General features: G+C 73.0%; 7 protein-coding genes and 1 pseudogene. 1 reads left to right on the top strand and 7 read right to left on the bottom strand.

Annotated features, from left to right (window positions below; genetic code table 11):
* Positions 1–19: 19 nt before the first annotated feature.
* The 6 genes from ACZ4NT_RS18365 to ACZ4NT_RS18340 all read right to left on the bottom strand — a co-directional run bounded on the left by ACZ4NT_RS18365 (position 20) and on the right by ACZ4NT_RS18340 (position 7639).
* Positions 20–1438, bottom strand: coding sequence for a lysine N(6)-hydroxylase/L-ornithine N(5)-oxygenase family protein (locus ACZ4NT_RS18365; RefSeq protein ID WP_467726293.1), 1419 nt, complete (start codon positions 1436–1438; stop codon positions 20–22).
* Positions 1435–2871 (bottom strand): pyridoxal phosphate-dependent decarboxylase family protein, encoded by a 1437-nt coding sequence (locus tag ACZ4NT_RS18360; protein ID WP_467726292.1) that lies wholly within the window; start codon positions 2869–2871, stop codon positions 1435–1437. Before ACZ4NT_RS18360 ends, ACZ4NT_RS18365 begins: the two co-directional genes overlap by 4 nt.
* A gap of 261 nt (positions 2872–3132) precedes the next feature.
* On the bottom strand, positions 3133–5628 hold the full coding sequence (pepN, locus tag ACZ4NT_RS18355) for an aminopeptidase N (RefSeq protein WP_467726291.1): 2496 nt from the start codon (positions 5626–5628) through the stop codon (positions 3133–3135).
* An 85-nt stretch (positions 5629–5713) separates the two neighbouring features.
* Entirely contained in the window at positions 5714–6241 is a 528-nt protein-coding gene (locus ACZ4NT_RS18350) for a response regulator (RefSeq protein WP_121403602.1), read from the bottom strand.
* Between the two features lie 130 nt (positions 6242–6371).
* The gene (locus tag ACZ4NT_RS18345; protein ID WP_121403601.1) at positions 6372–6743 is read right to left on the bottom strand and encodes a chorismate mutase; all 372 of its coding nucleotides are present in this window, start codon (positions 6741–6743) and stop codon (positions 6372–6374) included.
* A gap of 11 nt (positions 6744–6754) precedes the next feature.
* Positions 6755–7639 carry a helix-turn-helix domain-containing protein gene (locus ACZ4NT_RS18340; RefSeq protein ID WP_467726366.1) on the bottom strand — a complete coding sequence of 295 codons (885 nt, stop codon included), beginning with the start codon at positions 7637–7639 and terminating at the stop codon, positions 6755–6757.
* A gap of 127 nt (positions 7640–7766) precedes the next feature.
* On the opposite strand from ACZ4NT_RS18340, the gene ACZ4NT_RS18335 reads away from it, so the two are divergent.
* Entirely contained in the window at positions 7767–9623 is a 1857-nt protein-coding gene (locus ACZ4NT_RS18335; protein ID WP_467726289.1) for a glycoside hydrolase family 35 protein, read from the top strand.
* Here ACZ4NT_RS18335 and ACZ4NT_RS18330 read toward each other — a convergent pair.
* Positions 9515–12588, bottom strand: a pseudogene (locus ACZ4NT_RS18330) (endo-alpha-N-acetylgalactosaminidase family protein); the annotation flags it as partial. The gene ACZ4NT_RS18335 and the pseudogene ACZ4NT_RS18330 sit on opposite strands and share 109 nt — an antisense overlap.
* Positions 12589–12943: the final 355 nt, after the last annotated feature.

Below are 12943 nucleotides of genomic sequence, written 5' to 3'. Positions count from 1 at the left end.
TCCTGGTTCCGGTGCGTTTCTAGCGGTCCTCGACCAGGGGTGTGAGGACGGGGGCGCGGCGGGCGGTCGGGATGTGCGGCCGGGGGTCGAGTCCGAAGGTGGTGAAGGAGGTCCGTCCGGGGAGCGGGTAGGGGTCCTTGCCGGTGAGGGTGTTGAGGATGGTGGCGCTGCGCCAGGCGGCGAGGCCGAGGTCGGGGGCGCCGACGCCGTGGGTGTGGAGTTCGGCGTTCTGGACGTAGACCTGGCCGGTGACGGAGGGGTCGAGGACGAGCCGGAACCGGTCGTCGATGCGGGGGCGTCCGGCGCTGTCGCGGCGCAGGTAGGGGTCGAGTCCGGCGAGGATGCGGCCGAGGGGGCGTTCGCGGTAGCCGGTGGCGAGGACGACGGCGTCGGTGGTGAGGCGGGAGCGGGTGCCCTGCTGGACGTGTTCGAGGTGGAGTTCGACCTTGGTGTTGGCGACGCGTCCCGCGGTGCGGACGTTGACGGCGGGGGTGAGGACGGCGTCGGGCCAGCCGCCGTGGAGGGTGCGGCGGTAGAGCTCGTCGTGGATGGCGGCGATGGTGTCGGCGTCGATGCCCTTGTGGAGTTGCCACTGGGCGGCGAGGAGCCGGTCGCGTACGGGTTCGGTGAGGGCGTGGAAGTAGCGGGTGTAGTCGGGGGTGAAGTGTTCGAGGCCGAGCTTGGAGTACTCCATGGGGGCGAAGGCCTCGGTGCGGGCGAGCCAGTGGATTTTCTCGCGGCCGGCGGGGCGGTTCTTCAGGAGGTCGAGGAAGACTTCGGCTCCCGACTGTCCGGCGCCGATGACGGTGATGTGGTCGGCGGTGAGGAACTGGTCCCGGTGTTCGAGGTAGTCCGCGGCGTGGATGACGGGCACGCCGGGCGCGTCGACGAGGGGTTGGAGGGCGTCGGGGATGTGGGGGGTGGTGCCGACGCCGATGACGATGTTGCGGGTGTAGGTGCGGCCGAGGGCCTCGGCTTCGCCGTCGGTGTCGAGTTGGGTGTAGTCGGTTTCGAAGAGGGCGCGTTCGGGGTTCCAGCGGACGGCGTCGACCTGGTGGCCGAAGTGGAGTCCGGGGAGGCTGTCGCTGACCCAGCGGCAGTAGCCGTCGTACTCGGCGCGCTGGATGTGGAAGCGCTCGGCGAAGTAGAAGGGGAAGAGGCGGTCGCGGGCCTTGAGGTAGTTGAGGAACGACCAGGGGCTGGCGGGGTCGGCGAGGGTGACGAGGTCGGCGAGGAAGGGGACTTGGAGGGTGGTGCCGTCGATGAGCAGGCCGGGGTGCCAGTCGAAGGTGGGGCGTTGTTCGTAGAAGACGGTGTCGAGTTCGGTGAGGGGGTGGGCGAGGGCGGCGAGGGAGAGGTTGAAGGGGCCGATGCCGATGCCCACCAGGTCGCGGGGTGCTTCGGGTTCGTGGCGTGGGGGAATGGGCGTCGGGCTCATCGTGGTGTGTGTCCTTCCACCAGGTCGAGGAGTGCGGCCAGGTCGCCGGACCGGGCGTGCGGGTTGAGGATCGTGGCCTTGAGCCAGAGGCGGCCGTCGAGGGCGGCGCGGCCGAGGACGGCGCGGCCCTCGGTCAGGAGGGTGCGGCGGACGGCGGCCACGGTGTGGTCGTCGGCTTCGGCGGGCCGGAAGAGGACGGTGCTGATCGTCGGCCGGTCGTAGAGCTCGAAGCCGGGGTGGGCGTCGACGAGGTCGGCGAGTTCCCGGGCGTGGGCGCAGACGCGGTCGACGAGGTCGCCGAGGCCTTGGCGGCCGAGGGTGCCGAGGGTGACGGCGATCTTGAGGATGTCGGGGCGGCGGCTGGTGCGCAGGGAGCGTCCGAGGAGGTCGGGCAGGCCGGCCCGGGTGTCGTCGTCGGCGTTGAGGTAGTCGGTGGGGTGGCCGAGGACGTGGAGGTCGTGGGGGTCCTGTACGGCGAGGAGCCCGGCGGCGACGGGCTGCCAGCCGAGTTTGTGCAGGTCGAGGGTGACGGAGTGGGCGCGGGCGAGTCCGTCGAGCCGGTGGCGGTGGTGGTCGCTGAGGAGGAGGCCGCCGCCGTACGCGGCGTCGATGTGGAGGCGGACGCCGTGGGCGGCGCACAGGTCGGCGATGTCGGGCAGCGGGTCGACGAGTCCGGCGTCGGTGGTGCCGGCGGTGGCGGCGACGAGGAACGAGCCGCGCGGGCCGGGCAGGTCGGTGAGGGCGTCGTCGAGGGCGGCGGGGTCCATGGTGCCGGCGGGGGCCGGGACGACGACGGGTTCGGGCAGGCCGAGGAGCCAGGCGGCGCGGCGCAGCGAGTGGTGGGCGTTGGCTGCGCAGACGAGTTGGACGCCGTTGTGGTGTTCGCGGGCGAGGAGCAGGGCGAGCTGGTTGGACTCGGTGCCGCCGGTGGTGACAACGGCGGCACCTTTCTTCGGTTTCCCGTTCGCCCGGGGCACGTTCGGCTCGCTGCCGTGTTCGGGTGGGGGTGTCGGGCCGGCGGGGTAGATCTCGGCGGCGAGGGCGTCGGTGACGAGGTCTTCGAGTGCGGAGGCGGCGGGGGCCTGGTCCCAGGAGTCCATGGAGGGGTTGAGGACGGAGGCGGCCAGGTCGGCGGCGGCGGCGACGGCGAGGGGCGGGCAGTGGAGGTGGGCTGCGCACAGGGGGTCGGCGGGGTCGGCGGCGCCTTCGGCGAGGGCGCGGACGAGGCGTCCCAGGGCGTCCGCGGAGCCTTCGCGGGGCAGTACCTCGCCGACGGCGTCGGTCAGGCGCCGGGTGACGGCGTGCGGACCGCCGGCCGGCAGTGGACCGCCGCGTGCCGCGGTGCCGGCGCGCAGCGCGTGGAGGACGGTGTCGAGCAGCGGCCGCAGCGCGTCGGGGCCGTCGGGGCCTGAGGCGAGGAGCGGCGAGCTCATGGGCGTCCTCCGAGGGGCGCAGGGCGGGGAGTTCCAGCTTGTACGCGCGGGGGGTCGGCGCGCCCGGAATGCCCAACGACCGGAACCCGAAAGGGGGTACTGCCGTGCGGGGGGAAGGTGTGGGGAGCTCGGGGGTGCTAGGGGGTGCCGGTTCCCGGACGGGCGGCTGCCGACCGTCCGGGCGCGGGACGGGGCGCCCGGTGGGTACCGGACGCCCCTTGTGTCGTACGGCCGGGACGTCGTCCCGTTCCGTCCCGTCGATCACGCCTCCCGGACGCGCAGCGCGCGGGCCAGGTCGTCGAGCTGGTCGAGGAGTTTGCGGCGGAGGGCGGGGATGGGGTCGTCGTCGCGCAGGCACCGTTCGCCGAGGTGGAGGGTGTCCGCGGAGACGGCGTGGACGGGGAAGGCCCAGCGTCCCGCGGCGTCGGCGATGGCGGGGCCCCGGCGGTCGGCGACGGCGACGGCGTCCTGCCAGTACCGCTCGACGTAGCCGCGGAGCAGGTCGCTCTGCTCGGGCTGCCAGAAGCCCTGCGCGGTGGCGGTGAACAGGTAGTTGGAGAGGTCGTCGGAGGCGAACATCTCGTCCCAGGCCTTGCTCTTGGCCTGCGGGTCGGGCAGGGCGGCGCGGCAGCGGGCGGCGCCTTCCTGTCCGGTGGCGCTTGGGTCCTGGACGAGTTCGGCTTCGATGACGGCGTCGTCGATGGCGCCGAGGACGGCGAGCCGGCCGAGGATGCGCCAGCGCAGTTCGGGGTCGAGTTCGGGGCCGCCGGGGACGGTGCCCTCGGAGAACCAGGCGCTGATGGTGTCGGGGTGGGCGGCGACGTCGATGAAGTGGCGTACGGCGGTGAGCCGGAGGCCGGGGTCGGAGCCGTCCTCGGTGCGGCGGATGAGGTCGCGGCAGAGGTCGGTGAGGGTGGCGAGGGCGGCGGGGCGGTCCGCCGCGGGGAGGTAGCGGTCGGCGACGTGGGCGCCGGCGAAGGACAGCACGCCCTGGACGACGGCGAGATCGGTCTCGTACGGGAGGTGGGCGCGGGCGGCCTCCACGTAGGCGGCGGCGGGGAGTTCGCCGTCGCGGACGCTGTCGCGCAGGGCGTTCCACACGACGGCACGGGTGAGCGGTTCGGGCAGTCCGGCGAGGGAGGTGCGGACGGTCGCGAAGGAGTCGGGGTCGAAGCGGATCTTGGCGTAGGAGAGGTCGCCGTCGTTGAGGAGGAGCAGGGCGGGTCGCTTGCCGATGGAGGTCGGGGTGCTCTGCGGGATGTCGAGTTCGAGGCGTCCGCGGCGGGTGAGGCGGCCGTCGTCGGTCAGGTCGTGGTCGTAGAGGCCGACGGCGATGCGGTGCGGGCGGCTGCCGGCGTGGCCGACGGTGAGGGTGCAGGTGCCGTCGTCGCCGGCGGTGACGGCGGGGGTGAGGGTGTCGACGCCGGTGGTGCGCAGCCAGGCCCCGGCCCAGGCGTGGACGTCGCGCTCGGTGGCGCCGGCGAGGGACTCGATGAAGTCGGCGAGGGTGGCGTTGCCGAACCTGTGCCGGGCGAAGTGGGCGTTGATGCCGGCGAGGAAGTCCTTCTCGCCGAGCCAGGTCACCAGCTGGCGGAGTGCGGAGGCTCCCTTGGCGTAGGAGATGCCGTCGAAGTTGAGCATCGCGGAGGCGGTGTCGGGGACGGCGTCGGGGTCGGGGGCGACGGGGTGGGTGGAGGGGCGCTGGTCGGCGTCGTAGCCCCAGGACTTGCGGGCGACACCGAAGTCGGTCCAGGTGTCGGTGAAGCGGGTGGCTTCGGTGAGGGTCTGGTAGCCCATGTACTCGGCGAAGGACTCGTTCAGCCAGATGTCGTCCCACCAGCGCAGGGTGACGAGGTCGCCGAACCACATGTGGGCCATCTCGTGGGCGATGACCATGGCGCGGGTCTGGCGTTCGGTGTCGGTGACGGCGGAGCGGTAGATGAACTCGTCGCGGAAGGTGACGAGTCCGGGGTTCTCCATGGCGCCGGCGTTGAACTCGGGGACGAACGCCTGGTCGTAGGAGTCGAAGGGGTAGGGCTCCTCGAACTTCTCGTGGTAGCGGTCGTAGCAGGCGCGGGTGACGTCGAGGATCTCGTCGGCGTCGGCGTCCAGGTACGGGGCCAGGGAGCGGCGGCAGTGGATGCCGAAGGGCAGGCCCTGGTGTTCGGTGCGTACGGAGTGCCAGGGGCCGGCGGCGACGGCGACGAGGTAGGTGGAGACCGGTGGGGTGGGCGCGGCCTGCCAGCGGCCTTCGCCGAGGTGTTCGGTGATGCCGTTGGCGAGGACGGTCCAGCCGTCGGGGGCCTGGACGGACAGCTCGAAGACGGCCTTCAGGTCGGGCTGGTCGAAGGCGGCGAAGACGCGCTGGACGTCGTCCATGAACAGCTGGGTGTAGAGGTAGGTCTCGCCGTCGGCGGGGTCGGTGAAGCGGTGCATGCCCTCGCCGGTGCGGGAGTAGCGCATGGTGGCGTCCACGTGCAGTTCGTGCTTGCCCGCGGTGAGGCTCAGCGGCAGCCGGTTGCCGGTGAGGGTCGCCGGGTCGAGGGGCTGTCCGTCGAGGGTGACGGAGCGCAGGTCGGCGGGCTTGAGCTCGACGAAGGTGTCCGCGTCCGCGTGGGCCGTGAAGTGGATGGCGGTGCGGGAGTCGAAGGTCTCGGCTCCGCCGGTCACGTCGAGCGCGATCGTGTAGCGGTGGACGTCGAGGAGCTTGGCACGGGTCTGCGCTTCGTCGCGCGTCAGTACGGACATGGGGGACATGCTGCCCGATGCCCCCGGGATGACACAGCGTCGGATCGGTACGCGCCCTTTGTCCGCCGGGCCCCGGTTCACGTGGGGCGTCCGGTCACGTCCGGTCCTGTTCGAGCCGGGTTCCGGGGGCCTCGCGCTGGACGGGGACGCGGGTGTCGGGGTGGGCGAGGGCGGGGCCCTGGGAGAGCTCCTCGACGCGGGCGCGCAGCTCGCGGACGTCGCGTTCCAGGGCCCGGGAGCGCCGGTGGGCGTCGTACAGGTAGCGGACCTTGGTGCGCAGGGTCCAGGGGTCGACGGGTTTCATGACGAGGTCGGCGACGCCGAGCTGGAAGGCGGTGGCGGTGAGTTCGGAGTCGGGGCCGAAGCCGGTGAGCAGGATGACCGGGATGTGCTGGGTCTGTTCCAGGCGGCGCATGTAGCGCACGACGTCCAGGCCGCTGACGCCGGGCATGCGCACGTCGAGCAGGAGCAGGCCGACCTGGCCCCGCAGGACTTCCTTCAGCGCTTCGTCGCCGCTGGTCGCGCGCGACAGCCGGTAGCCCAGCGGCGCGAGTGCGCTCTCCAGCGCGTACAGCGTGTCCTCATGGTCGTCGACGATGAGAATCTTGGCATCCGACGGCATTGCCCGGCGCCCCCTCGGCCCGACGTCCCCCGTGCTTGGCCGACCAGCTTAGACCCCGGCCGCGTTCACGGCATGTGCCCATGGCCTGACAAGGAGTGCCCGGGCCCGGGGCCCGCGCGCGAGCGCGCTGTCACTCCCCCGGACCGGAAGGACCGCTTCCCGCGTGGTCGGCGATGTGCTCGTGGTGCCTGATCACCTCGGCGATGATGAAGTTCAGGAGCTTCTCCGCGAAGGCGGGGTCGAGTTTGGCGTTCTCGGCGAGCTGGCGGAGGCGGGCGATCTGGCGGGACTCGCGGGCGGGGTCGGCGGGCGGCAGCTGGTGCTGGGCCTTGAGGTGTCCGACCTGCTGGGTGCACTTGAAGCGCTCGGCGAGCATGTGGACGACGGCGGCGTCGATGTTGTCGATGCTGTCGCGGAGCCTGCCGAGTTCGGCGCGCACGGCGGGGTCGATGCCGCTGCCGTCGCCCGGGGTGGTCGCTGCGGTGGTGTTGCCGTTGGTCATGGGGGTCCACCCTAAGGGGCCGAGGGCCCTTCGATGATCGGCGGATCGTCGGGGTCGGGTATCCGGTTGCTCCAGCCGCCGGGCACGGTGCGGCCCTGCTGTTCCCGGAAGCGGACGGGCGGGACGCCGACGCGGCGGGTGAACAGGCGGGAGAAGTAGGCGGGGTCGTCGTAGCCGACGCGGCGGGCGACCGCGGCGACGGGCAGGTCGGTGGCGGCGAGGAGTTCCTTGGCGCGGCCCAGACGGATGCCGACGAGGTAGTCCTTGGGGCTGGAGCCGGCGCCGCGGCGGACGGCGGTGCGCAGTTCGGCGGGGGTCATGCCGTGCCGTGCGGCGTGTTCGGCGACGGTGAGGGGCTGGAAGGCGTCGCGGGCGAGGGCCTGCAGCACCTCGTCGCCGTCGGGGGCGAGGTCGGCGCGGGCGCGGCGCAGGGCGACCAGGAGTTCGTGGACGGCGGCACCGGTCTCGACCTCCAGCAGGGGGTTGCCGCGGCGGGCGGCGCGGGCGATGCGGCCGACGACGCCGCGGGCGCCCGCGGCGTCCGAGAGGGGGACGACGGGCCGGCCGGGTTCGATGTAGCCGAGTTCGGTGTAGGTGGCGGCGGCGGGCCCGGTGAAGTCGACGAAGCACTCGTCCCAGCCGGGGTCGGGTCCGTAGTGGTGCGGTACGCCGGGGGTGAGCCAGAGCAGGGCGGGGGCGGTGACGGGGTGGCGTCGTCCGTGGACGTCCTGGAACCAGCCGCTGCCCGCGCTGATCACGACGGCCACGTGGTGGTCGAGGGTGCGGGGTCCGACGACGGGCAGCTCCCCGTGCTGGAGTCCCACGCCGAGGCAGGCGAGCCCGAGCCGGTGGTGGGCGGGGCCGGGCGTGAAATACCGCATCCAGGTGTGGTACATCCGTTTCGTCCCGCCCTTCCACCCGGTGCCGAGGCCACCGCCGGCCGTGTCCTGGGGCTTCCATTGGTCCAACCAGCGCTGATCTTTGTCCATGGACGGGGCCGCCGCCAGAGGTGAGGGTGGCGCCATGAGCGAGTTCACGGTGGGGGACACCGACTTTCTGCTGGACGGGCGCCCGGTGCGGCTGCTGTCCGGTGCGCTGCACTACTTCCGGGTGCACGAGGCGCAGTGGGGGCACCGGCTGGGGATGCTGGCCGCGATGGGCCTCAACTGCGTGGAGACGTACGTTCCGTGGAATCTCCACGAGCCGTCATCGGGCCGCTTCCACGATGTGGGGCGACTGGGCCGATTCCTGGACGCGGTGCGTGAGGCCGGGCTGTGGGCGATCGTGCGTCCGGGGCCGTACATCTGCGCGGAGTGGGAGAACGGCGGCCTGCCGCACTGGCTCACCGGTGCCGGTGTGCCGCTCCGTACCCGTGACGAGCGGTTCATGGGACCGGTGGAGCGCTGGTTCGGCCGGCTGCTGCCCGAGATCGTGCCGCGGCAGGTCGACCGCGGCGGTCCGGTGCTGATGGTGCAGGTGGAGAACGAGTACGGCAGCTACGGCTCCGACCACGTGTATCTGGACCGGCTCGCCGCTCTGCTGCGGGCCGAGGGGGTGAGCGTGCCGCTGTTCACCTCGGACGGGCCGGAGGACCACATGCTGACCGGCGGCAGCGTGCCGGGCGTGCTGGCGACCGCCAACTTCGGTTCGCAGGCGCGGGAGGCGTTCGCGACGCTGCGCAGGCACCGGCCCGACGGTCCGCTGATGTGCATGGAGTTCTGGTGCGGCTGGTTCGACCACTGGGGGGCCGAGCACGTCGTGCGGGATCCCGGAGAGGCGGCGGAGGCGCTGCGGGAGATTCTGGAGTGCGGGGCGTCCGTCAATCTGTACATGGCGCACGGCGGGACGAGCTTCGCGGGCTGGGCGGGCGCCAACCGGGGCGGCGGCGAGCTGCACGAGGGACCGCTGGAGCCGGACGTGACCTCGTACGACTACGACGCCCCGATCGACGAACTGGGCCGCCCCACGGAGAAGTTCCGGCGCTTCCGCGAGGTGCTCGCCGCGTATGCGCCGGGGCCGCTGCCGGAGGTGCCGCCCGCGCCGGCGGCGCTGGGCGCGGCCGCGGTGACGGACCTGCGCGGGTGGGCGTCCCTGGACACCGTGCTGGAGGTGCTGGGCGGTCCCGGCGGGGAGTATCCGGTGCCGCCGACGTTCGAGGAGCTGGACGTGGACCGAGGGCTGGTGAAATACGAGGTGACCGTGCCCGGGCCCCGGCGGCCCTACCCGCTGACCGTGCGCGGGCTGCGGGACCTCGCCCGGGTGACGGTGGACGGCGTGCCCGCGGGGGTGCTGACCGGGGACGAGGAGCGGCTCGCGGAACCCGTCGCGGGGCCGGCGCGGGTGGAGCTGTGGGTGGAGTCGCTGGGGAGGGTCAACTACGGTCCGCGCACGGGTGAGGCGAAGGGCATCACCGGCGGGCTGCTGCACGAGCGGCAGTACCTGCACGGGGTGCGGGCGCGCGGGCTGCGGCTCGACGCGCTGGACGACGTCGGCGGAGTCCCCCTGGAGGAGGTGCCGGCGGACGGCGCCCCCGGCCTGTACCGGGGCACGGCCACGGTGCGCGGCGCCGGTGACGCCTATCTCGAACTCCCGGGCTGGACGCGGGGGTTCGCGTGGATCAACGGCTTCTGCCTCGGCCGCTACTGGTCGGCCGGCCCGCAGCACGCGCTGTACGTGCCGGGGCCGGTCCTGCGGGAGGGCGTCAACGAGGTGTGGGTGCTGGAGTGCGAGGGCGCCGGTCAGCCGGTTCCGCCGGCCTCCCCGGCCTCGACGACCTCGACGACCTCGAAGGAGTCCAGGACGAACTCGGCGGTGCCGTCGTCCCCGGTCTTGCGCAGCCCCACCCAGGCCTCGCCCTGGTCCGGTGCGGTGAACTCGTAGGAGTGCGTGGCCGGTTCGCCGGTGGCGGGCAGGTCCTGGCGGTGGAGTTCGCGGGTGCCGGCGGCCCGGTCGACGGCGGTGATCCAGGCGTACTGGCCGGCCTTCTCGTTCTCGTACCGGAAGGAGACCCGGTAGCGGCGGCCGGGGAGGAACCGGACGGTGTGCGGCACGGTGCGGTGGACCAGTCCGCCGTTCTCGCCGCGCGACTTCAGCGACTGCGAGCCGTCGATCACGTCGTCGATCACCTTGCCGTTCCAGCCGCGTCGGGTGAAGGGGGCGTGGCGCTGGGCGATGTGGGTGCGCGGGTCGGTGGCGCCGCCGGCGTCGCCCTTCACGAACGGGCCCCAGCCCTGGGGGACGTTCTCGAAGTCCTCGAAGACGAGGGTTCCCTCCTTGGCGGATCGCCGGGCGGGCACGATCCGCACGTTGTCGAACCGCACGCGGGCGCGGCCGGCGTCGGCGCACAGGGCGAGGTCGGTGGGGCCGCCGCCCTCGGGGACGGTGAACCAGGTGAACATGCGCTGGAAGCGGGTGCCGTGCTTGCGGTCGGCGGCGACGTGGTTGACGGCCGTGGACGTCCGGGTCCAGTTGGCCGCGGTGACCCCGTCGGCGGTGCGGATCCGCAGGGACGCCGTGCGGCTCTCGCCGGGCTTCTCCCCCACCTCGACCTGGACGGAGGCGGCGTAGGTGCCCGGTTGCAGGCGGGTGAGCCGCTGTCCGACGGACGCGGCGCCGCCCGGCGCGATCACCAGCTCGTGGTCACCGGTACCGCTGCGCTCGACGGAGGCGGGTCCGGTGACCGTCCAGCCCTTCAGCGAACCGGAGTTGAAGCCGGGGTCGTACAGCGGGGTCCCCTGTCCCCAGTCGGGGGACAGGGGGTCGGGGACGCGCGTCGGGTGGACGACGTACGGCTGGTCGGCCTGTGCGTCGATGGTGATCGCTCCCGCGCGGACGGGAAGGTGGCCGAGGAAGACGCGGCCCTGGTCGGTGAGCCGGTACAGGGCGACGCGCGTGAGGTTCTCCCACGCCCTGGGAGGTGCCAGGTGCTGCTGCCGCCGTCCGGGTTGTAGTGGTAGAGGCGGGTGGCCCGGCGGGGCTCCCAGGGGAGCAGATAGCGGCCGCCGTCGTAGACCAGCCGTCCGTCGGTGGTGATGCGCCGGACGCCGTCGGTGTCGGTGACGGTGGTGGCTCCGGGGCCGGAGAAGGTGATCTCGTGTTCGCGCCAGGTCCTGATCGGGTGGGCCTGCAGGTACTTGGCGGGGAGTGAGTCGGTCCAGATCAGCCGGTGGAACCGGTTCCAGTCGGTCTTGCCGGTCCAGCCCTCGAAGTTGCCCATGCGGGCGACACCGAGCAGGGTCGGCCACTTGTCGGCGAAGACGTCCTTGTGGTGGTGGTGGATGAAGCGGATCAGCCGGGAGTTGATGCCGCGCGAGGTGTCGGGCCCGTAGTCGGTCTCGGTGGCCCAGTGGGACCACAGGGCGGAGCGCTCCAGTCCGTGGCCCCACTCCGTGGTGACGTGCCAACCCTGCTCCCGCAGCGCGCGCTGGAGCCGGTCCGAGGTCCAGCCGGACTCGCGGAAGACGTCGATGTAGAGGGAGTTGAGGGCGGGGTGGGTGTCGGCACGGAGGTCGGCGAAGCGCCGCACGATGTCACCGGAGACGAGGTCGCGGCGCTGGTCGATGCGGTAGCTCTGGTCGAGCCAGTCCCACTGCTCGTCCGTCTTGTCGACCAGGGTCTCGGAGAAGGCGTGCGCGACGGGGTAGGACTCGGTGGCATTGACGTGGACGGCGAAGTCGCTGTTCCACTTGCCGCCCTGTGCGAGCAGCGTGTTGAGGTCGCCGAGACCGCCGGCCCGCCGGTTGTAGTTGCCCGCGTAGTCGGGGTGGGCGGAGTCGTGGCCCTCGGACTGGTAGCCCTTCAGCAGGGTGAACTGGCGCAGTCCGTCCGTGGCCAGGTGGATCCGCTTGACGTCGTCGAGGGTGGCGAGGAACGGATGGGTGGCCTGCGAGGCGAAGTTGAAGGGGATGTGGGGAACGACCCGCAGGTGCTGCAGGTCGGCGCCGAGCGGGGTGACCATGATGTCGCGGAAGGCGATCGCGGCGTCCTGCCAGTCGACGACACCGTCACCGTTGCGGTCGCCCGTGACGATCACGGTGGCGTAGGGCAGGGGCTCGGTGTCGGGCGAGGTCGCCGCGCGGTGGGTCCACTGGCCGGGTGCCAGCTGCGCCTCGCTGTATCCGTCCCTGCGGACGGTCCGCCGCCAGAGCCGGCCGTTCTCCCAGGTGGTGCCGGCGGCGCTGTCGGGCCGGTCGTAGACGGTGTTGGTCTCCACGGCTGCGGCGAGTCCGGCGTGCGCGACGACGGCGTACGCGCATCCGGTGGGCGCTTCCTCGGGGGTGTCCGGGGCCGGGGTGACGAGGGTGTCACCGCTCTTCGCCTTGTCCAGCTGGATGCGGGCGGCCAGCAGGTGGGCGCCGGGCTGGTCGCTGCGCACGGTGAGCAGGGCGAGGCCGGGGACCTGGAGGGTGCCGACCGGCAGGGCGGCCGTGTCCGCGATCCGCGTCACCCGCCAGTGGACGCGGCGGCCCGACACCTCGACGACGACGTCGATCGTGGTGCCGCCGTCGAAGGCGAGCCGGTAGGCGACGCGGTCCTCGCCGGGGGTGGCCGTGACCGTCGGGGTGCGCTCGGCGCCGTCGATGAGGACCGACGTGACGGCGTCCTGCCCGCCGTGGAGGACGGCGCCGGTGACACGGTCGGTGTAGGAGAGGACCTGCGGGAAGGCGGCGGCCACGCGCACCTCCAGCTCGCGTGAGCGGATCACGGCCTCGGGCGGCGCACCGGCCGCTCCGGCGGAGGCGACGGCCTCCGCCGCGGGCGGGCCGAACGCGGCGGTGACCCCGGCGGCGGCTCCCGCGGCGACGACTGCTCTGCGACTCGGGCCGTACGTGTCTGACGTCTGCAAGGCGCTCCTCCTCGGGGGGCGGCGGTCGATGCCCGCCACCTTGCGCCGCCGGGCACGGGGGCGCCCATGGACAAAGGAGGAGCGGTAGTTGGACTAACGGGAGGAGCACGACGGCGAGTTGCCGGGCGCGCGTCTCCTCCATCGGGACGACGGCGGGCCGCCGGACGACGGGGGGACGGTCCGCGGTGGCGGGGTGGCGGGGGGGGGAGGAGTCGGCGGGACGGCACCGGCGGCGCTCCGGCCGCGTACGGCGGTGTACGGCGGTGTACGGCGGTGTACGGCGGTGTACGGCGGTGTACGGCGGTGTACGGCGGCAGGACGCCCGCGGCCGGGGCCGCGGGCGTCCCTTGCTCTG

It is taken from the genome of Streptomyces sp. NPDC026417 (genome assembly GCF_055567695.1).
Note: the sequence above shows the minus strand (reverse complement) of the source record. Positions and strands in the feature narration are given on the sequence as shown.

Excerpts from the sequence above, each read along its gene's own strand:
- ACZ4NT_RS18365 (WP_467726293.1), bottom strand. The coding sequence starts at position 1,438 with ATGAGCCCGACGCCCATTCCCCCACGCCACGAACCCGAAGCACCCCGC.
- ACZ4NT_RS18360 (WP_467726292.1), bottom strand. The coding sequence starts at position 2,871 with ATGAGCTCGCCGCTCCTCGCCTCAGGCCCCGACGGCCCCGACGCGCTG.
- pepN (WP_467726291.1), bottom strand. The coding sequence starts at position 5,628 with ATGTCCCCCATGTCCGTACTGACGCGCGACGAAGCGCAGACCCGTGCC.
- ACZ4NT_RS18350 (WP_121403602.1), bottom strand. The coding sequence starts at position 6,241 with ATGCCGTCGGATGCCAAGATTCTCATCGTCGACGACCATGAGGACACG.
- ACZ4NT_RS18345 (WP_121403601.1), bottom strand. The coding sequence starts at position 6,743 with ATGACCAACGGCAACACCACCGCAGCGACCACCCCGGGCGACGGCAGC.
- ACZ4NT_RS18340 (WP_467726366.1), bottom strand. The coding sequence starts at position 7,639 with ATGTACCACACCTGGATGCGGTATTTCACGCCCGGCCCCGCCCACCAC.
- ACZ4NT_RS18335 (WP_467726289.1), top strand. The coding sequence starts at position 7,767 with ATGAGCGAGTTCACGGTGGGGGACACCGACTTTCTGCTGGACGGGCGC.